Genomic DNA, 19,276 nt, shown 5'->3' on the forward strand with positions numbered 1-19,276 from the left:
GAGGCGGGGACGTCATCGCAAGCTGTCGGACATCCAACTGTGAAGATGAGCGACGAATTTCTCCTTTGAGAAGTTCACCGAGTGCGCCCTGATCGTCGTTTTGTCCAATTCATCAAGTCGTCGGATCAGCGAAGCGAGCTCGGGGGAGGACCAGTCGTCGACGAGGACGCCAGTCACGCCATCCGCTACCGTCTCGCTGACGCCGCCGAGGTTCCTGCCGATGACGGGGGTACCGAGGGCCATCGCCTCGACGGGCATGATGCCGAAATCCTCGACCGCCGGGAATACGAAGGCGAAGGCACGCTGATACAGGGCCCGGAGGAGGCTGTTCGACGGCGAATCCACGAAACGCACATCGACGTCGGCGTGCCTGGCGAGAGTCCGGAGGGCATCCTCTTCCGGCCCTGAACCTGCGATGACGACGGGGCGACGGGATGCCTCCCCAGCACGAATGACCAGGTCGAGCCTCTTGTAGGGAACGAGGCGTGATGCGCCGAGAAGGTAGCCGTCCGGCAGGGATCTCAGGACGACCAGCTCCTGGTCGTTCAGACGAGCGGACCAGTCCTCGACGGCTTGGATCTCGGTCACATCGACGGGCGGGTAGATGACTTCTGTGTCCTGCCGCCAGGTGTCCTGCACGCGTCTGCCGACGAACGAGGAGATGACGGCGATACTCGTCGCTTCGCGCGGCGTCGGTCTATGGTTTTCAGCGGGCCGGACGCGGCCCTGACCAGTGCGTTGCTTCCGCGAACGTCCAGTTCAGGCGTCCAGACGTAACGGGCCGGCGTGTAGACGTAGAGAAGCTTGCGGAAGTCCTTCTTCTGATTCTTGAATGAGACCTGCTGCGCGAAGGCGTGGCTGCTCACAAGAGCCCAGTCGTAGTCGTGGTTCTGCTGCCCTCGCCAGACGAATGGGAGGATCGGTAGCGCCAAGGCTTTGCGACCTCGGAGTGGCGTCCTCGCCAGGAACGACTCCCGCACGAGGCGGTTCGGGAAGCGTTCAGGCGCGTTGTTCCACAGGCAGAGGAGATCCGCGTCGGGGAGCGACTCCGCCATCGCCTGGAAGACGTTCTCCGAGCCGCCGATCTTCTCAACCCACTCATGAACGATGACTCCACCGGCCATCACACGAGCCACCTAATGGGCGGAGTCTCCAGGCGCCACGACCGCCTTGACGGTCCTCAGCAGGATGGAGATGTCACGGGTGAGGGACCAGTTCTCGATGTAGTACAGATCCAATCGAATCGCGTCGTCCCACGACAGTGACGACCGTCCGCTGACCTGCCAGAGGCCGCTCATGCCGGGCTTGACGATGAGTCGGCGCCGCGCGGCGTCGTCGTACAGTGCGACTTCGCCGTCGCGCTGTGGGCGGGGGCCGACGAGGCTCATGCTTCCCATGAAGACGTTGACGAGCTGTGGGAATTCGTCGATGGAGTACTTGCGCAGGATCTTGCCTACGGGTGTGACCCGCGGGTCGTTACGCACCTTGTGGAGAGGGGTTCCGTCGCTTCCCTGCTGCTCGAGCAGGTCGAGGAGAGATGCGTCGGCACCGTCGACCATAGAGCGGAACTTGATCATGCCGAACGGCTGACCGTTGATGCCGACACGCTCCTGGCGGTAGAACACGTCTCCTGGTCCCGACTGCCGCACGAGGAACGAGACGACAAGGAAGAGGGGAGAGAAGACGGCGAGCATGACCCCTGACCCCACGATGTCGAAGAGTCGCTTTGCGAACCTCTGGCGGCCCTCGAACTTCGGCATCTCGACGTGGACCAACGGCAGGCCGGCGACCGGGCGCATGTGAATGCGGGGGCCCGCCACATCGGTGAGGCTCGGTGCGACGAGCAGATGCTGCCGCCCCGAATCGAGCATCCAGCTGATCTCTCGAACTCTCTCTGGTGGAACTTCGTCGCTACTGGAGATCAGCACGGTATCGGCCCCCGAGGCCTCCAGTGCCGACCCGAGTTGCTCGAGGTTGCCGAGGATGGGGATATCGGTGCCTGCAATATGACTTCCGGCGATACCCGTCGGAATGCAGACCCCGACGACGTTCAGGCCTGCCTGAGTCTGCTTCGCGAGCTCCTGGGCTATGCGCGAAGAGGAGACCTCGGACCCGATGATCAGAACGTTCGCCGAGAACTCCCTCCGTTTCCGCCTCGCTGCCAGCCACCTGCGCCAGACGAGACGCTCCAGGCACAGCAACGCGATTCCGACAGGGAAAGCGAGGAGGAAGTATCCACGGGACAGATCCATCTTCATCAGGTAGGCGGCAAGAGCGGCGATTCCCAGCAGTCGGATCGATGCGTCGATGACCGACCTGTACTCGGTGGTTCCGTATCCGATGTGGTGGGGCGCCCGAGTTCCGTAGATCGCCAGCACGGCAATCCATGCGCCGGCGAGGACTACGGAGACGGCTGTGTATTCGATCGGCGTCACGGCGAGTCTTCCGCTGAGTTCGACGTAGCGGGTCGACGGGCCGACATAGAAGAACTGGGTGAGAAATATGACTGCGATCACGATGATCACGTCGCTGACAACAAGCCTCGCGGAGTACTTGCGGGACCACGTCAATGTCGACGGCGGAGGCTGTTCTTCGCCCTCGACTCGGCGTATTTCTTCGATACGACTCATGGTGTGCGCCCTCTCGGCTCTGTAGACGCATGGGTCCCGCCCGTCACCCGCATGCAGTGAGTACACGTATTTCGCTGGTGCGCGAATGTAGTTCGCAACGTGTTTTGAACATCATGCCGTATTGATTACTACAAAACAAGTCGTGTTGTACATGGACTACGTCGTTGACTGGTTCATGAGCGCGATATCGGAATCGACCATCGCGTCGACGATGTCGGCGAACGACATCGTGCGGCGCCAATGAAGCCGATCTTCGATGCGCAGTGGATCACCGACCTGGCTTGAAGGATCGACAGGGCGCGTGAGGGCGCTGTCGACGGTGACGAAGCGACGCCAGTCGGGGATTCCGGCTCTCAGGAAGGCCCGTTGAACGAACTCCTCGATGGAGTGTGTTTCGCCAGACGCCACAACGAAATCGTCGGGATCGGCGGCTGAGGCGGCCAGACGCATGGCTTCGCAGTAGTCGGGAGCCCAGCCCCAGTCCCGCCGCGTGTTCAGTCCACCCAGGAACAGCTCGTTCTGGCGGCCTGCGGCGATGCGTGCGGCAGCGACCGTGATCTTGCGGGTGACGAAAGATTCCGGCCGACGCGGTGACTCATGGTTGTAGAGGATGCAGCTGGCGGCGAAGAGTCCTCGCTGGCGGTACACGTCCACCATGTGGTGCGCATATGCCTTGGCGGCTCCGTAGGGTGATGACGGGGCGATCGGCGTGCGCTCGGTCTGCGGAGACGAGAGCGCCCTCCCGAAGAGCTCCGCACTGGATGCCTGCACGAATCGCACCTGTCGTCCCTCGCGCTCCTGAAGCTGCCAAGCGGACTCCAACAGCTGCGCAACGGCCAATGCATTGACCGCGGCTGTGTGAACCGGCTCGATCCACGACGTGTAGACGGAGCTGATGGCGGCGAGGTTGTAGATCTCGTCGGGATTGCTGGCTGCGACAACGGCCGATATCTCGACCAGCGAATCCGAGCGGATGCGGTGCACCTCGATGCGGGGGTCCAATTTCGCCTGGCTTTGCTGCCGAACAACCCCATGCACGGTGTACCCCCGCTGCAGAAGAGACCGGGAGAGATACCAGCCGTCCTGGCCCGAGATTCCCGTAATCAGCGCTACGGGCATCGTCAGCCGGCTCGAACGAGGAGCCGTTCCTGTTCTTCGACATCGTGCTTGACCATCAACGACACAAGGGTGGGGAAGTCGACGGTCGGAGCCCACCCCAACCGGCTTTGCGCTTTCGTGGAATCCCCGATGAGGAGATCCACCTCGGCGGGGCGGGTGAAGCTCGGGTCGAAGGATACGAGGTGCGACCAGTCATCGATGCCGACCTCGGAGAAGGCGAGTTCGAGGAATTCTCTGATGGAATGCGTCTCGTTCGTGGAGATGACGTAGTCGTCGGCCTCGTCCATCTGCAGCATCCGCCACATGGCCTCGACGTAGTCACCGGCGAAGCCCCAGTCGCGGCGGGCCTCGAGGTTGCCGAGCATGATGCCGTCCTGCATGCCGAGTGAGATCCTCGCTACGGCCTGGGTGATTTTTCTGGTGACGAACTCCGGCCCGCGTCGGGGTGACTCGTGATTGAAGAGGATGCCGCTCGACGCGTGCATGCCGTAGGACTCACGGTAGTTGATTGTCATGTAGTGGCCGTAGACCTTGGCGACCCCGTAGGGGGAGCGGGGCCAGAGCAGAGTCTCTTCGGTCTGCGGCACTGTTTGGACCTTGCCGAACATCTCCGAGCTCGACGCCTGATAGAAACGGACTCGTTTCGGATCGGTCGGTGAGAACAGCCTCAGCGCTTCCAATGCATTCAAGACGCCGAGCCCGGTGACGTCCGAGGTGATTCGTGCGTTCTCCCAGGAGTACGCGACGAAAGAGATGGCCCCGAGGTTGTAGAACTCGTCGGGCTGTGAGGCTTCGAGGGCACGCAGAATGCTCGAGATATCGGTGAGGTCGCCGGTGACCAGGTGCACGCCGGGCACCGTCTGTTCCACGAGTTCTCGCTTGGGGTTGTTCTGTCCGCGCATCAACCCGTAGACCACGTACCCCTTTGCCAGCAGGAGTTCTGCGAGGTACAGCCCGTCTTGACCTGTGATGCCTGAGATGAGTGCGCGGGGCATAATCTTCCTATCGTGCGACGGGAAGCGGATTCCCGAGAGTAAATAACAATACGTTGCGCATCATTCTAGTCAAAATGTTTTGCAAACCTTCAATCCACCGCTTGCCAGGATGCGATGGTGGGCTCTATTCAGACAGCACGGTGATCGCGAGGCCGGCCATCGAGTGGGCGATGTGAGACATCGCCAGAGAGATCTGTTCGCCCACCGTTTCGTGTATCTCTCGCGATTGGCGATACGGGTCGGCGATGTCGTCACGGCCGGTCAGCACGACGCGACTCCGGATGCGGGAGAACTCCTTGACCTTCGCCCGCCAGACCGCGGTGGAGGAGTCGGCTTCGACCGCGTCGGGACTGTGTCGGGGGTCCATGGCCAGTAGCTGCACGAACTCCGAGACGGTGAAGGCCCGCCGCAGCAGACGCGGGAAGTCCCTCACGACCTCGTCGCGCTGAGCTCGAGTCATGGTCAGAATGAGGTCGGCGCCCTCGGCGGTCATGGATGTGAGCTGCCGCCCCGCGTGCGCGCCGGGGTCGCCGCCGAGCCGCTCGGAGATCTCGGCCGGAATCTGATCCATGGGTGCGCCGACGACGGCAGAGAGGCCGGCGCTCTCGACGTCGAAAGAGGCGGCAAGTCCGGTGTCGTCGAAACGCGCCTGGAGTAGTTGCGCCGCGAGCGGCGAGCGGCAGATGTTGCCGGTGCAGACGGCGACGATCGTGAATGGCCGCGACTGATGGTTTGTGGTTGGCATGATCCCCCTGTCGCGGTCGGCAATGATCTTCATCCTAGCAAGATGTAAAACATTCTGTTGCGTTAGATACTGTACGTATGACTGACCTGATCGAACCGGGCCCTGCGTCGATGACCGATCGCCGATCCTCTCGCGTGTGGCGTCGCATCCGGCGCAGTTTCTGGTTCAACCTGCTTGCCGCATGCGTCGTCATATTCGTCATTCAGGCGTGCGTCGTGAAGGTGTACTACGTTCCGTCCGGATCGATGGAGCGCACGCTCCTTGTCGGCGACAGGGTGCTGGTCGATCGGAACGCCTACCGGTTCGCGCCGCCGAGCGATGGCGACATCGTCGCCTTCACTGGCAACGAGCAGTGGGGTTCAGCGCCGACGGCAGACATGGACCCGGTGCACTACGCGCTCCGCTGGATCGGTGGAGTCACGGGGGTGGGGCCGAGCCTGGATCATCTCCTGGTCAAGAGGGTCATCGGCTCACCGGGAGAGACGATCTCGTGTTGCGACGCGAAAGGTCAGGTGCTTCGCGACGGAACCCCGTTAGCGGAGCCCTATGTCTATGAGGACTATCCATTCGCATCCGGTGTTCTGGATTGTCAGACCGAACCCGCCTCGATGAGATGCTTCGCGCCGATCACCGTCAAGGAGGGCGAGTTTCTCGTGCTCGGCGACCATAGGTCGCGGAGCGATGATTCCGTTTTCGCCTGTCGTGTTGCGGACAGTGCCGGATGCGCGAAGTTCGCCGATCGGTCGGGGCTGATCGGGCGGGTATTCCTTCTCGTGCTGCCGCTCAATCGGTGGACGACTTTCTAGGTCATCACCCGCAGGGAACGGAGTCTGCGACCGTTCGTTGCGTAGGACGGATCATGGGCGTTCCGCGCACCTCGAGGGGGCCGTAGACGCCGTCGGCTCCTGTGAACGTGGTCGAGATCTCTCCTGTCTGGCCGTATTCGAGATACACCGTGAATTTGGCGACCGGGCGTCCGAGGTCGTCGACGGCAGGATAGAGCAGAGTCTCCCGCCCCTCGACGACGATGTGTGCGTCGGTCAACGTGGCGCCCACCGGCCCATAGATCTGGATCTCCGTGCCGAAGTACTTCGAACCGAAGGGAGAGCTCTTCACATATCGGGGAAGCGCATCGGCCTCTGCCTGGGTCAGAATGGAGGAGAGCTGCACGGTCGTCGTTATAGTCGGGCTCGCTGCGCCCGTGCAGATGTCGCTCGTCGTCGTTGTCGAGCTGTCGAGGTAGTAGTCGATCTTCGACGCGGACTGATCACGGAAGTAGACGCCGACGACCGTCGCATCTTGGTTGTCTCGCGGCAGGGTGCCCTGAAGGCGACTGCCGTCGAGCAGCGACTGCTCGTCGGGCCTGGAGCTCCAGACCATGATGCTGCCCTGATCGGTGCCGACCGTGAGGGCCTTGATCATCTCCTTGAGGTCGAAGTCGCCCGACTGCACTTTCGTGACAACGGCAGCTGCCGCGGCATGGAAGAAGTTGTCGGCTTTCTCTGGCTCGGTGTAACTGTCGTACATGAAATAGATGGTGTTGGTCAGCAGTTGCACGGCATTCTCGGCGGTCAGCGTCTGCCCGTCTGAAATCGGGACGGGGCCCGTTGCCCGGAGGAGGTGTGCGAGAACGGTCGGGTCCATCGAGATGACGCCGTCGACCTGCACCCCTCGATCTCGCGCCCAGTATGCCTGAAGCAGAGTCCCCGCAGTGGGGAAGTCCGGTCTGGCCGTTGCCAGATTCGAGTAGCCGAGAAGCCCGGATGTCAGCTCGACCGCGCTCGGGTCCACGGGAACGGTGAGGAGTTCGCCGGGGTGAAAGTCGCCGCTACTGGCCGCATCGGTGATGGTCACGACACCCGCCTCTGTGTGCAGAAGCGTGAACGAGGCTGAGACGCCCCCGAGGGCGGTGGCTTCAGCGTTGTTCTGAAAGGCGAGCAGATAGTTGCGTGGCCCGTCCTTTCCCAGAAGCGCCCCCGCGAATGTCACGTAATCCCGGGCGCTCGTGATTACCGGGGGTGACTCGTCGACGATCTGAGTCAGCTGTGCCAGGGCGTCGGACACCGGTCCTACCGTGCGACCGGTATCGACGGTGTTCACTTTCAGCTGTGCGGAGTCGAGCACCTCGGTTGCAGCGTCGAGCAGCTCATCCGCCCTGTCCAAAGGGGTGAGGTCGACGGCGCCGGTGGCCGGATCGGCGCCCAGTTTAAGGTTGTTGGCTAGCAGGGCGGCCGGTTGCGCCACCTGTGTGGAGATCTGGCTCAGCGACTCGGCCACAACGCGAATGCCACGCAGGTTGTCGCCGACATACGGCACGGCCTCGGCCAGTCGCCAGATCGGATCGTCGGTTGCTTGTGCCGCGGCCGACGAGTGCTCACTCAGTTCTGCTGTGGTTCTGACGAGACCGGAGAAGTCGAGTTCGGATGCCTGCGCGGTGAGTTCCGACGTGAGGCTCTGAGCGGTCTCCAGCTCGGTCTTGACCGTGAGCGTCTTGAAGCCCAGCCACCCTACGGCGAACACCACGAAAAGAAGGACTCCCACCACACTGAGGCGAATCACCAGTTTTCGTCGACGCTTCGTCCTGCGGTGCGACGACCGCCTAGCGGAATGGCTCCGGGATGCCGATGTGCTCACTCGCCGAAGAAGAGCGGTTCGGACGAGATCTCGATGTACCACGTGTCGAGATCGACGAACCAGGTCGATACGCCACCGCGCAACGGATGCGAGTTCTTCGTCATCTGCAAGGCGGCCGCCCACCGGCTAGTTAGCTCCTCGGGGTCGGCTTCTTCATCGACGGGCCGACCTTCCAGAGATGGGCTCTCAGCGAAAGGCACCATTCGCCATGTCAGGGCGGATAGGCCGTTCAGGCTTCCCCACTCGTTGAGAGTCTTAGTCAGGGCCTCCTCGAGGCCGAGAGATAACTTGAGGCCAAAATTGTTGCTCATATCAAGTCCAAACCCGATTCACTAAACATTAAAGATGGGGAGATTCCCCTGCGTTTTCCTTGACCAACGGCAGGCGCTGTGGTGCCGGCTGTCCCCTGAAAAGATCCTTTCGCCGATGCGAATGAATTTAACTCATTGTTGCCGTCTTGTGCTAATTAAGCAAGATTACCTCGAAAAGCACAAAACGTTAATTTAACTTGAGCGCTCCCATCGGTTGGAGTGCGAGTCGTCAGACGCCCGATTTCTCTGGTGCCTCGCCCTGCGCGGTGGACCTGCTGGAGCCGATCTTCGGTAGGTCGCTCCATAGTGATGGGCTTATGTTCGTTGCGGGAGTCCGGTGTCGGGGATTGTTTCTACGCCTTTGGTGATGACGACAAGACACTGTGTGGTCTGCAAGCAGTACATGGATGCGGCTACCCCTCATATTCATGACCTGAAGTTCTGTCCGGGCTGCGAGAAGACGTTTCCTGCCGCTAGATTTTCGCGTCGTCCGTCCGCTGCCGATGGCCGTCGCGGGCGGGGTGAGGGCCGCGTGCAAGAGAAGGTGCTGGAGACGAAGGCCAGGGGCAAGACTCTGTGCGATTCGCACCGCAAGTCGCGCAACAAGCGGTTCCCCCTCCACGGATACCGATGGCTGCCGCGCCTGCCGAGCGTCGAGGGTAGTTTTGACTGGATTCTCTTGGACCCGACTGGGCGGCGTATCACGGAGGACGATGCCGAGTCCAGAATTGGTCAGAAGCGCTACGGCTCCCAGTTCGACGGCTGGCAGTTGGCATGATCGCTCTCGGCGGTTCAATTGTGTGCCTTCATGTCCGAAGCCTCGCACTTCGCCGACGTGGCTGGACTGCTTGCGCTTCAGTAGGACTGCGCTCGCGTCCTGGCAAATGCGCCCCGGTCTAGGGGGCCAGTTCGGAGAGTTTCTCGTCATGCTTTGCCTTGTCTGTTTCGACGGAAGCTGACGGGTGCTCCAGTCCCAGGATCAGCTCAGCTGGACTAGTGCCGAGCGCTTCGGCTAGTCCAAACAGGCTCGTGAGTCGCAGGTTCGAGGGTGGGCCGTCTTCGCGGGCGGAACCACGTCCAGACTCAATGAGCTGAATCGCGTTCTTTGTAATCCCTGCGGCATGAGCGAGATTCTCCTGCGTGAGGCCGCGGTCCTTCCGTAGCTGCTTGATACGAATCCCGAGGAGCCGTGCGGCAGCGTTTGACCAAATCATCTTCAGATGTTCAGCTGTTAACCATATTTATACGACCCTGTATACCGGGATTTTTCGAGTATGGCATGAGGGTTGGGGTTATCGAGGCATAGGGGGCCTTTTTGCCGTTTGAATACAACATGTTTTATAGTGTGTGATGTATCGACGAGCCGATGGGCTCCACTCACTTGATCAAGGAAGCCGTGACTCGCAACCCGCGCCCCAGGATTACCGGCAATAGATGGAGCCGGGCGTTGATAGAAGGGTCTGTCATCGGCGACTCGCGCTTCTATCGGACGCTTCCGGTGCAGCAGAGATCGCATGACACGGTCGTTGCGGTTCTCGAAGCCGCTCGCCAGGTTCATGCCGAGGAGGGGCTGAGTGCCTCTCTCGGCGGGATCGCGGCACGCGCGGGTGTGACCGGCCCCGGAGTCTTTCGCTACTTTGATGACATTCATGCCTTACGGGGAGCCCTTGTCTCGCAAAGCCGATGGCGCTATTTGAACGACGTTGCCGACTATCTGGATGCTACGACCGTTGAGTCGTGGCGTGACATAATCATGATGCACGTCGAAATACGAGCGCGAAGCTACAGAGATGGCGATGCTCCTGTCGCAGAGATCGCGCGGGAGCCGAGCCTGAACGAGTCGAATCGGCTCGCACTGTTTTTCGGGTCACTGATCACGGAGTACTGCGGCATCAAGGTTGGTCGTGCGGCCCGACAAAGACTCGAGTTGGGACTCCGGCTGGCCGATTCGTTGATTCGGCGAGCCTTTCTGTTCTCGGACGAGGGGGATCCTATCTGGATTTCTGCGTGCGAGAACACGGTTGTGGGTTTTCTGGGGTCTGTATTCGACGAACACTCCGGACAGCCAAAAATCTCATCTCTCTGACTTATTTTGTCGTTTATTAGCCAAATTGCTACATTCAGGGCATGAAGACTGCCTGGATGTTGCCGATCGCCCTTCTTGCTCTTGCGATTACGTTCGGAGCGAGTGGCTGCTCGTTTAATCCGTCAGAACCCGACGACCCTTCGCGGATCGACCCATCGTCCGCGGCGTCCGTCGGACCCGCTCCGCTCGGCGCGAAGCCGGCCGAAGGTTCGACGATCGCCGGCAATGGATACAGCTATTCCGTGCCTCGAGGCTGGGCCCGCGCGACCCGTCGCTGGATCCCGGCGCCGACACGATCGCGGCCGAGGTTCAGCCGGTGACCGCTTTCGCCACCAACGTGAACGTCGTTGTGTCCGATGGCGGCGGCGACATGGCCGCAGTGCTCGAATCCACTGCAAGACAGGATCTGGAAAAAGCAGGCGGGATGAATGTCGCCGTGCATGCCCCGGTGCTGGTTGCCGAATCCGAAGCGGCGCACGTGAGCGGTCAGTTCGGCGGCACAGATAAGAACTACTTCGTGCACGTGTACCAGTTCTCGCACGCGACGAACCAGTACGCCGTCACGTTCTTGTTCGGCGAGGCCATCTCGCAAGACAACGCGATCGCACTTGCCGAGTCGGTGCTGGCGTCGTGGGCGTGGAGCTGAGCGCGCGAGATGTTTCGCGCTACTCCGACGGGCAGTGCAACTGCGTGCGCTCGCCGCTTCTGTCGATGGTGTGCAGCGTCATCGACCTGCCGCAGAGCGGGCAGTGCGGGTCGGTCGGCGCCACGTACGGATCTTCGGGCCGCCCGATTCCGACCTGCGCCGGCCCTGTGAACGAGTAGACGATGCGGTTGAGGTTGTTGATGAACCCCGGCTTTCCGTCGAAGGGGTTCATGGGGTTGGGCTTGCGTGCCGGCCGGGTCAACTGATCCTCGAATGCTTGGCGCCAAAATGGTTAGTGCGCTAATCATATCGCGATCGCGTCGAGGAGACCCCGCTGATCAGGAGTCGCTCGGCACCAGTGATCTCGGCTTGGTCGAGATGGCGATGCTCACCACGGCAGCCACGACGCAAAGGCCCGCCGCTCCGAACCAGGCCAGCGTGTACTCGCCGGTGGTGTCGCGCACGACGCCCGCGACCGTCGCCGCGATGGCCGCGCCGATCTGGTGCGACGCGAAGACCCACCCGAACACGATCGGCCCGTCTGGCCCGAAGATCTCGCGGCACAGCGCGACGGTCGGTGGCACGGTTGCCACCCAGTCGAGGCCGTAGATCACGATGAACACCACGATCGGCGGATGCACGGCCTCCGAGAGCAGGAACGGCAGCACGGCGAGACCGAGACCACGGCCCGCGTAGTAGACGGCGAGCAGGATGCGCGGGTTCACGCGGTCGGTCAGCCAGCCGGATGCGATGGTGCCGACGATGTCGAAGATTCCGACTACCGCGAGCAGGCCGGCCGCCGTCGTCTGGGGCATGCCGTGGTCGTGGGCACTCGGAATGAAGTGCGTTCCCACGAGCCCGTTGGTCGTCGCCCCGCAGATCGCGAATCCGGCGACGAGCGCCCAGAAGGTGCGGACACGGCTGGCCCTCGCGAGGGTCGACAGAGTGAGGCGCACCACATTGCCGCGAGGTCGCGGCGGGGCGACGAAGTCGCCCGGAGCCCCGAACGGGGTGAGACCCAGATCGGCCGGACGATTGCGGAGAAAGAGAAGCACGAGCGGCACCACGATGAGGGCCCCGACGGCCACGAGCAGGGATGCCTGCCGCCAGCCGGCGTTCTCGACGAGGATCGCGATGAACGGCAGGAAGGCCAGCTGCCCGGTCGCGCTGCCGGCGGTCAGGATGCCGACGACGAGCCCGCGACGTCGAACGAACCACTGGTCCGCCACCGTCGCCGCGAAGACGAGGGCCATCGACCCCGTGCCCAGGCCGATGAGCACGCCCCACGTGAGCACCAGCATCCACGGGGCCGTCGCCAGCGTCGACAACCCGGCGCCCGCCGCCACCAGCACCAGCGCGCTCGACGTGACGGCCCGCATGCCGAAACGGGCCATGAGGGCAGCAGCGAACGGGGCCATCAGGCCGTAGAGCAGCAGGTTGACCGTGACGGCGAACGAGAGCTCGGTGATCGACCAGCCGAACTCCTGCTCGAGCGGGAGCATCAGCACGCTCGGCGCGGCGCGGAAGCCGGCGGCGCCCACGAGCGCGAGGAACGCGACGGCGGCGACGACCCACGCGGGATGCAGGCGTTTCATGGCCCTCCGCCGGTGCTCGGCAGACGGGAACTCGTCGGTCATACGGTCCACGATTCGTAGCCGTGGTCGCCCGCGTCGAGTCGCTTCCGCGCTCCACCGGACATCGCGACGACCCCTCCTCCGAGGCTCATCGACGAGATGGGCCGGCTTGCAGACCAGGTCCGGCCATCTGCGCCCGTGATGACGGTGTCGAACGAGCCGGAGGACTCGTCGCTGCGAACGCTTTCGCGGATCCGTCCGGACGCGACGGATTCGACGATCAGGCGAAGATCGTGAACCGTGTCGAGGCTTGCGGCCAACCTCCACCGCCCGTCACCGGCGGTGAGCCACAGGATGTCGTCTGCCTCGCCGGAGCGGGACCACGACATGCTCGCCGTCCCTCGCGCGGTCGGCGTGATCGACACAGCCGCCCCGTCTTCGCTGCGCGCGATCTCGGCGACGGAGGCGTAATCGCGTCGGGTGTCGTCGGCCAATGTCCGAAGCAGCGTGCCTATGGCGTCGCGTGCGCGACGCGCGACGAGCTCCTTCCGCCGGGTCTCCTGTTCGACGATCGACGTCTGCTCGACGAATGCGGGCAGCTCGGCCCGGTCGTCGATGTCGAGCGTCAGGATCAATCCGTCGAATCCGCCCGTGCTGCGCTCGGCGACCGCATCGAGAACGGACGATGCCGTGATCGCGGGTCCGATGCCAGTTACCTCGTGTGATCCGGGGTGGCGTCGCCTCTCGTAGGTCACACCGGCGATGCGGGCGATCGTGCCCGTCACCTCGAGTCGGGGTACGTCGTCGGGCGTCTGGCCGTGATGCTCCTCGAGGAATCGAGCCGGGGCATCCGTCTCGGCCAGGGCCGGATCGCGCGCGACGATCGAGACCGTCGCCTCGGTGCCGCGCGTGAATGCCGGACCGCAGCAGCTCTGCTCCCATCCGGAGACGACCACATCGATGCGCATGTGCCCAGCCTAGGGATGTCTGAACGCGGAATGCCCGCCTCCCGCCGCACGAAGCGGGGGAGACGGGCATCCGGAACCGACGGTGCAGGGCCTGCCGGCTAGGGCAGATCCGGATACAGCGCCGGGGTGGTGCGGTAGTGCGTGGCCTGCTCGAACGCGTAGGCGAGGCCGATGAGGGTGCCCTCGTCGTAGTTGTGGCCGAGGAACTCCAGGTTGACTCCGGCGTTCGGAATGGCATTCGGGCCATCGTCGGTCGACGTCTGGCCCATGGGAACCGTGACCGCGGGCATGCCCGTGTTCGGACTCAGGCGCATGTTGTTGCCGTTGGTGCCGTAAGGCGTGCCCGACGGGTACACGATCGAGTCGAGGTCGAGCGAGTCCATCAGGGCGGTCACGTTCGTGCTGGCGTTCGCGATGAACGTGGTGTGCGTTCCGGTCGGGCCTGCCCAGTTCTGGTACGTCTGCTCGGTGACCGCTTCACGCTGAACGTAGGTGCTCTTGCGCGACGGCACGAACGTGCCCGAGTCCACGATCTGCGTCAGGCTTCGCGCAGTGACCGCCGGCGACAGGTGGTTCTGCGCGTAGATGGCGAGGTCGTGCTTGAACTCGTTCGTGCTTCCACTGCCTTCGCCCATGACGGTCGTGAGCAGTGCCGCGTCGGCTCCTGTGAGCTCCACTACCGTGGCGCCCTGCGCCTCGAGCGTGGCCTTCGCCGCTGCCCACAGACGCACGTCGGTGGCGTTCGCGCCGATCATGGATGCGGAGAAGCCGATTCGTGTGCCGGCCAGCGCCGTCGGGTCGAGGTACTCGGTGTAGGAGTCGGGAACCAGACCGGTCTGCTCGGCCGTGATCGCGTCGTTCGGGTCGACCCCCACGACGGCGTCGAGCGCGACGGCCGCGTCGCTGACGCTGCGTGCGATCGGTCCACCGGTGTCCTGGCTCAGTGCCAGCGGGATGATGCCGTCGCGGCTGGTCAGGCCGACGGTGGGCCGGATGCCGACGAGCTGGTTGTACGTCGAGGGGATCCGGATCGAGCCGCCCGTGTCGGTGCCGAAGCCGATGCCGGCGAGGTTCGCCGCGATCGCCGCTCCCGTTCCTCCGCTGGAGCCACCGGCCGTCCTGCTCGTCACGTACGGGCTCGCCACGAGGGTCGACGTTCCGGCGGGCTGGAACGAGGAGTACTCGGAGGCGAAGCCGAAGGCGAACTCGTCGAGGCTGGCCTTGGCGAGGATGATCGCTCCCGCGTCGCGCAGGCTCTTCACCATGAACGCGTCATCGGAGGTCTGGTTCGCGTCCCAGCAGCCGCAGCCGCCGGTCGTGACCATGTCGGCCGTGTCGTAGTTGTCCTTCACGGCGATCGGGATTCCGAGCAGCATGCTCGTCATCCCCTGCTCGGCGCGCATCGCATCCGCGGCCGCGGCTGCCTCCAGCGCGACGGTGCTCGTCGTGATGATCGAGTTGAGCGCGCGTCCGTTCTGGGCGGGATCGATCTTGGCCTTGTCGTAGGCCGCTATGCGGTCGAAGTACTCCTGCGTCAGCGCCACCGAGGTGGTGACCCCGGCGTTCATCGCGGCCTGCATGTCGATGGTCGACGCCTCGACGATGTCGAAGGGGCCGTCGTCGTAGATGATGCGGCTCGAGACCGCGGCGATGTCTGTCACCGTGATCGTGCCGTCGGCATCCACGTCGCCCGTCTGCACCGAGGCCCACTCGGGCGACGAGCTGGTCGCTCCGAGGCTGTCGGCGAGCAGCTGCAGGTCGTCGTCGGCGACCTGGTCGTCGCCCGTCAGGTCGAGTTCGGTGTAGTACGGCGCGAGAAAGACACCGGTCGCGGGTTCTGCGACAACGGGGTCGGCGCTGGCCGGAGCGGCCGCGAGGGTGCCGACGGCGAGCATCGAGATGATGCCTGTCGCTGCGATTGCCGTCTGGCGAACGCGTCGTGAGATCACGGGGGTGTTCCTCTGCGAGAAGGGGGATCGGCTGATCCCGGATGCGGATTCGGGGGTACGGGGTCGGCGGCTCATCGGGCGCCCGCAGACCGGCGGCGGAGCGCCACGAAGCCGACGCCGAGAGCGGCGATGGCGAAGACGGCCAGGGCTCCGGCACCGAAGCCGGTGATGGCCAGGGAGCCGTCGCCGTTGGACGACGAGGCGGGTGCGGCGGTCGGGGTGGGGGTCGGGTCGCCGCCCGAGGTCGGTGGCGTCGTCGTGGTCGGCGGTGTGGTCTCGACGGGAACGGCGGTGATGGTCACGGGTGCGGTCGCCGCGTCGGCCAGAACGGTGGTGGCGCCGACCGTGTCGACGAGGGTCACGGATGTCGTGAGGGTCGCGTCGCCGGCGGCCAGGCTGGTGAACTGCAGGGATGCGGCGAGGTCGCCCGCGAGGGCGGGTGACGTTCCGAGACGGCTGTGCAGGATCGTGACGCTGCCGGCTGCCTCCTCGACGCTGTCGAATCCTCCGGCCGGACCCTCGGACGCGCTGCCGTCGACGTAGTCGAGCAGAGCGGGGTCGAACGTCACTGTGATCGCGTAGCTGTAGGCGTCGACCGTGCCGGCGAGCGCAACGGAGGCGTCGACGACGTCGCCGGCCTCGACCTCGGGGGTCGCCGTCATGGTCACGGTGGTCGTGGGGGCGGCGAGCGCGGGTGACGCCGCGACCATCGAGAGGCCGAGGGCGATGCCGCCGGCGGCGAGGACTGCTCGCAGGCGAGATGCGGTGTGTTTCATCAGGACGTGGTCCTTCTTTCTTCACTGTGGGGATGCTGGCCGACGAGTCGACGGGCGCGACGAAGAGCTCCGTGTGCGGGCCAGTTCCGGCTCAGGGTCGGAGGTTCTGTCGAGCAGGGGGAGCGGGTCGCCGACGGGATCGGGTGCGGTCAGCGGGAGAGTGGTGCAGGAATCCTCACAGTATCCGCGGGCACGATCTGCACCGTTTCACCGATGTTTCGTGCTGGTAACAAAGTTGAAGGATCATCGCATCGGAAGGCCGATCGAGGCCCCGATGCGTCGCGAACGAGTCGAACCACGCCGGTCTGCACTCGGAGGTGCGGTCTCAGCGCCGCGCACATCAGCGTGTTCCGAGCGCGGACGCAAGTAGTCTGCTGCAATGGAAGAGTCTCCCTCCGAGCAGGTGCGCCGGCTGGTGGCCCGCTCCATCGACTCGCTCGTGAGCCAGGGCGTACACGACGAGGCGCTCGGCGTGATGCGCGAGCCGCGCGGCTTCTCGGTGTTCAAGACCGCGCCGATGATCGCCCCGGCCGGCCGGGCATGGAGGCTCGGAGTTCTGCTCGTCGACCGCGACGGCGGCGTCTACGAGACGGGCGACGTGACGCGGGCCATCGAACCGCTGCGCGCGGTCACGAACCGGTCGGCCGAGGCCGAGGCCAGACGCGACGACCGCCGCGCCGCGGCGCGAGGAAAGTTCCCCGAGGGCGAGGTCGTGAACCATCGCTTCGTTCCGCTCGCCCTCGACGACGAGAGCCTGGATGCCGGCTCGGGCCCGTTGCAGGTTCGCGACGGCACGGTCGTCGTGCACTGGGACCTGTCGAGTCCCGGCCGCGGAGTCTCGACCCTCGACCGCTACCTCGCCGACCGCGTGAGCGTGCTCACGTTGGATTGACACTTTCGGCACCGCGCACCTCGAGAGATGGCACTTCGGTTGGCCCGAAGCGTCATCTCAGCCGCGTGGAGTGCACCGAAGCGTCAACTCACCGCAGCGCCGCGCGGTCGAACCCGGCCGCCGTGTAGATCGCGTCGATGGCCTGCATCTGCGCCACGGAATCGGTGCCCTCGGTGAGCAGACGCTCGCCGCTCGCGAGCCCCTCGACCACGGCCGCGAGCTGGTGGTCGTAGGTCTCGAGCCCGGACACGGTGGAATTGCGGGAGATGCCGTCGCGGGTCTCGCTGATCGTGTGCCCCTTCGACGGGAACACGAGGTTGTCGACATGCAGGCTGCCGAGGGTGCCCACGACGTCGAGCGAGGAGTTCAGCTCCGCACCCTCGACCATGCTGCAGGTCACGCGCGCCGAGGCGCCCGACGCGAACCGCAGCGACGCATCCATGCTGAGATCGGCACCCATCGAGTTGACCGTCGCCATCGCATCCAGAACCTCTGGCTCGCTCGCCATCAACGCGCGCAGCTGGTGCAGCGGGTAGCACCCGAGATCCATGAGCGATCCGCCGCCCACTGCCGGGTCGTGGCGGATCGATGCCGGATCGAAGGGAATGGATGCGGTGAAGTCGGCGTGTGCCGAGACGATCTCGCCGAGCCGCCCCGAGGCGACGATGCGGTCGATCTCGGCGCTCAGCGGGTGGTAGCGGTCGTGGAAGGCCTCGATGAGGCGCAGGCCCGTGTCGGTGGCGGCCGTGGTCATGAGCTCGGCCTCGGCGGCCGACATGGCGAAGGGCTTCTCGCAGAGTACGTTCTTGCCCGACTCGAGGGCCGCGATCGACCAGCGGGAGTGCTCGGACGGGGGCAGGGCGTTGTAGATGAGGTCGATGTCGGGGTCGGCCAGCAGGCGCTCGTAGCCTCCGTAGGAGCGCGGGATCGCGTGGGCGGCCGCGTAGGCGTTCGCCGACGACTCGCTGCGGGATGCGACGGCCGCGATCTCGACGTCGTCGCGACGACGTGCGGGGGTGATGATGGCGTTCGGGGCGATGCCGGCCGCGCCGAGGATTCCGATTCTGAGCATGACTCCAGCGTGTCATACAGCGAACGTCATCGTTCCCTGAGCTTGTCGAAGAAGCCCTTCGACAGGCTCAGGGAACGGAAGGGCGTCAGACGCCGAGCGCGTTCAGGGAGTCGTCGACGATCGTGAGGCCCTCGAGGCCCGGCAGGCCGCTGATGGCGGTGTCGATCTTGCGCGCCGCCTTGCGTCCGTCTTCGCCGCCCATGAGGTGACCCATGACGTGCTTGACCTCGTTCTTCTCCATGATGCTGGAGCCGACGGGCGCCCAGAAGTTGCTCAGGGCGAAGCGCGCGAACTTCTGCGCCTTCGAGCTCTTCGCGAGTCGCTCGCGGGCCTGCGAGGTGTAGAAGGCCACGTGGCGCGCCTCCTGCTTGGCGATGCGCTTCAGCAGCTCGGCGAGCACCGGGTCTTCTTCGAGCGCGGCCATGCGGTTGTAGGCGGTGATCGCCGACCACTCGTTGGCGGCGCCCCAGGCCATGTGCACGGCCACGAAGTCGGCGCCGACGACCTTGCCGATGACGGACTGCTTGATGGGGTCGAGCTTGTCGCGCCAGCCGAGCTTGAGGCGCTTGGCCTTGAGCTCGTCGAAGTCGACGTGGATTCCGTGGATGCCGAGGACGGTGGCGAGGGCCTCGCCGTGCCAGAACTCCTCGCGGTTCCACATGGTCATGAATGCGCCCATCTCGGCCTCTTTATGGGAGGGCGTGGTGAGCAGGTCACGGGTGTAGCAGACCGTGTGATATTCCACATCGGCCATGTACCGCAGGGTGCGCAGAGAGCCCTCGGGCAGAGGGTGTTCGCGGAACCGCTCGAGGTCGAGGTCGTCCCAGTTCACGCTCACCGAGGTGGCGGTGTATTTGTCTACGTCGAATGCCATGGTGT

General features: G+C 64.3%; 21 protein-coding genes. 5 read left to right on the forward strand and 16 right to left on the reverse strand.

Features of this window, described 5'->3' with window-relative positions; translation table 11 throughout:
• Nucleotides 1–12: 12 nt before the first annotated feature.
• From QCD70_RS17205 to QCD70_RS17230, 6 genes are all read right to left on the reverse strand, one after another.
• A complete protein-coding gene (locus tag QCD70_RS17205; RefSeq protein ID WP_301218570.1) occupies nt 13–639 on the reverse strand; it encodes a glycosyltransferase in 627 nt (208 codons plus the stop codon).
• A complete protein-coding gene (locus QCD70_RS17210) occupies nt 585–1,124 on the reverse strand; it encodes a hypothetical protein (protein WP_301218572.1) in 540 nt (179 codons plus the stop codon). Before QCD70_RS17210 ends, QCD70_RS17205 begins: the two co-directional genes overlap by 55 nt.
• Nucleotides 1,125–1,136: 12 nt before the next feature.
• Nucleotides 1,137–2,570 (reverse strand): sugar transferase, encoded by a 1,434-nt coding sequence (locus QCD70_RS17215; protein ID WP_301218574.1) that lies wholly within the window; start codon nt 2,568–2,570, stop codon nt 1,137–1,139.
• A 216-nt stretch (nt 2,571–2,786) separates the two neighbouring features.
• Entirely contained in the window at nt 2,787–3,749 is a 963-nt protein-coding gene (locus QCD70_RS17220; RefSeq protein ID WP_301218576.1) for a GDP-mannose 4,6-dehydratase, read from the reverse strand.
• Nucleotides 3,750–3,751: 2 nt separating this feature from the next.
• Complete coding sequence (locus QCD70_RS17225) at nt 3,752–4,744, reverse strand: GDP-mannose 4,6-dehydratase (RefSeq protein ID WP_301218578.1); 993 nt, start codon at nt 4,742–4,744, stop codon at nt 3,752–3,754.
• Between the two features lie 124 nt (nt 4,745–4,868).
• Nucleotides 4,869–5,489: an arsenate reductase/protein-tyrosine-phosphatase family protein gene (locus QCD70_RS17230; RefSeq protein ID WP_301218580.1), complete on the reverse strand. Its 621-nt coding sequence runs from the start codon at nt 5,487–5,489 to the stop codon at nt 4,869–4,871.
• Between the two features lie 77 nt (nt 5,490–5,566).
• On the opposite strand from QCD70_RS17230, the gene lepB reads away from it, so the two are divergent.
• Nucleotides 5,567–6,295: a signal peptidase I gene (gene lepB / locus QCD70_RS17235; RefSeq protein WP_301218582.1), complete on the forward strand. Its 729-nt coding sequence runs from the start codon at nt 5,567–5,569 to the stop codon at nt 6,293–6,295.
• A 4-nt stretch (nt 6,296–6,299) separates the two neighbouring features.
• On the opposite strand, the gene QCD70_RS17240 is transcribed toward lepB, so the two are convergent.
• Nucleotides 6,300–8,048, reverse strand: coding sequence for a DUF4012 domain-containing protein (locus QCD70_RS17240; protein ID WP_301218584.1), 1,749 nt, complete (start codon nt 8,046–8,048; stop codon nt 6,300–6,302).
• Nucleotides 8,049–8,119: 71 nt separating this feature from the next.
• On the reverse strand, nt 8,120–8,434 hold the full coding sequence (locus QCD70_RS17245) for a hypothetical protein (protein ID WP_301218586.1): 315 nt from the start codon (nt 8,432–8,434) through the stop codon (nt 8,120–8,122).
• A gap of 367 nt (nt 8,435–8,801) precedes the next feature.
• Between QCD70_RS17245 and QCD70_RS17250 the strand changes: the two genes are divergently transcribed.
• Nucleotides 8,802–9,212 carry a hypothetical protein gene (locus QCD70_RS17250; protein WP_301218588.1) on the forward strand — a complete coding sequence of 137 codons (411 nt, stop codon included), beginning with the start codon at nt 8,802–8,804 and terminating at the stop codon, nt 9,210–9,212.
• A gap of 118 nt (nt 9,213–9,330) precedes the next feature.
• Here QCD70_RS17250 and QCD70_RS19270 read toward each other — a convergent pair whose 3' ends face one another.
• Complete coding sequence (locus tag QCD70_RS19270) at nt 9,331–9,648, reverse strand: helix-turn-helix domain-containing protein (protein WP_367316743.1); 318 nt, start codon at nt 9,646–9,648, stop codon at nt 9,331–9,333.
• Nucleotides 9,649–9,800: 152 nt separating this feature from the next.
• Here QCD70_RS19270 and QCD70_RS17255 point away from each other — a divergent pair, with 152 nt between their 5' ends.
• Together QCD70_RS17255 and QCD70_RS17260 are read left to right on the forward strand one after the other, a co-directional pair.
• Nucleotides 9,801–10,520, forward strand: coding sequence for a TetR/AcrR family transcriptional regulator (locus QCD70_RS17255; protein WP_301218590.1), 720 nt, complete (start codon nt 9,801–9,803; stop codon nt 10,518–10,520).
• Nucleotides 10,521–10,836: 316 nt separating this feature from the next.
• Nucleotides 10,837–11,166, forward strand: a complete 330-nt coding sequence (locus QCD70_RS17260) for a hypothetical protein (RefSeq protein ID WP_301218592.1) — start codon at nt 10,837–10,839, stop codon at nt 11,164–11,166.
• A 19-nt stretch (nt 11,167–11,185) separates the two neighbouring features.
• Here the strand turns inward: QCD70_RS17260 and QCD70_RS17265 are convergent, their stop codons facing one another.
• From QCD70_RS17265 to QCD70_RS17285, 5 genes are all read right to left on the reverse strand, one after another.
• The gene (locus tag QCD70_RS17265; protein ID WP_301218594.1) at nt 11,186–11,428 is read right to left on the reverse strand and encodes a hypothetical protein; all 243 of its coding nucleotides are present in this window, start codon (nt 11,426–11,428) and stop codon (nt 11,186–11,188) included.
• A 76-nt stretch (nt 11,429–11,504) separates the two neighbouring features.
• A complete protein-coding gene (locus tag QCD70_RS17270; RefSeq protein ID WP_301218596.1) occupies nt 11,505–12,803 on the reverse strand; it encodes an MFS transporter in 1,299 nt (432 codons plus the stop codon).
• Nucleotides 12,800–13,708 (reverse strand): DUF6578 domain-containing protein, encoded by a 909-nt coding sequence (locus tag QCD70_RS17275; RefSeq protein WP_301218598.1) that lies wholly within the window; start codon nt 13,706–13,708, stop codon nt 12,800–12,802. The genes QCD70_RS17270 and QCD70_RS17275 overlap by 4 nt, the downstream gene beginning before the upstream one ends.
• A gap of 98 nt (nt 13,709–13,806) precedes the next feature.
• Nucleotides 13,807–15,657 (reverse strand): amidase family protein, encoded by a 1,851-nt coding sequence (locus tag QCD70_RS17280; protein WP_301218600.1) that lies wholly within the window; start codon nt 15,655–15,657, stop codon nt 13,807–13,809.
• A 71-nt stretch (nt 15,658–15,728) separates the two neighbouring features.
• Nucleotides 15,729–16,433, reverse strand: coding sequence for a cohesin domain-containing protein (locus QCD70_RS17285; RefSeq protein WP_301218602.1), 705 nt, complete (start codon nt 16,431–16,433; stop codon nt 15,729–15,731).
• Between the two features lie 379 nt (nt 16,434–16,812).
• Between QCD70_RS17285 and QCD70_RS17290 the strand changes: the two genes are divergently transcribed.
• A complete protein-coding gene (locus QCD70_RS17290; RefSeq protein ID WP_301218604.1) occupies nt 16,813–17,325 on the forward strand; it encodes a hypothetical protein in 513 nt (170 codons plus the stop codon).
• A gap of 88 nt (nt 17,326–17,413) precedes the next feature.
• Here QCD70_RS17290 and QCD70_RS17295 read toward each other — a convergent pair whose 3' ends face one another.
• The gene (locus QCD70_RS17295) at nt 17,414–18,397 is read right to left on the reverse strand and encodes a Gfo/Idh/MocA family protein (protein WP_301218606.1); all 984 of its coding nucleotides are present in this window, start codon (nt 18,395–18,397) and stop codon (nt 17,414–17,416) included.
• Between the two features lie 85 nt (nt 18,398–18,482).
• Nucleotides 18,483–19,271 (reverse strand): ferritin-like domain-containing protein, encoded by a 789-nt coding sequence (locus QCD70_RS17300; protein WP_301218608.1) that lies wholly within the window; start codon nt 19,269–19,271, stop codon nt 18,483–18,485.
• Nucleotides 19,272–19,276: the final 5 nt, after the last annotated feature.

This window comes from Agreia sp. PsM10, assembly GCF_030433855.1.
Lineage (GTDB): Bacteria > Actinomycetota > Actinomycetes > Actinomycetales > Microbacteriaceae > Agreia.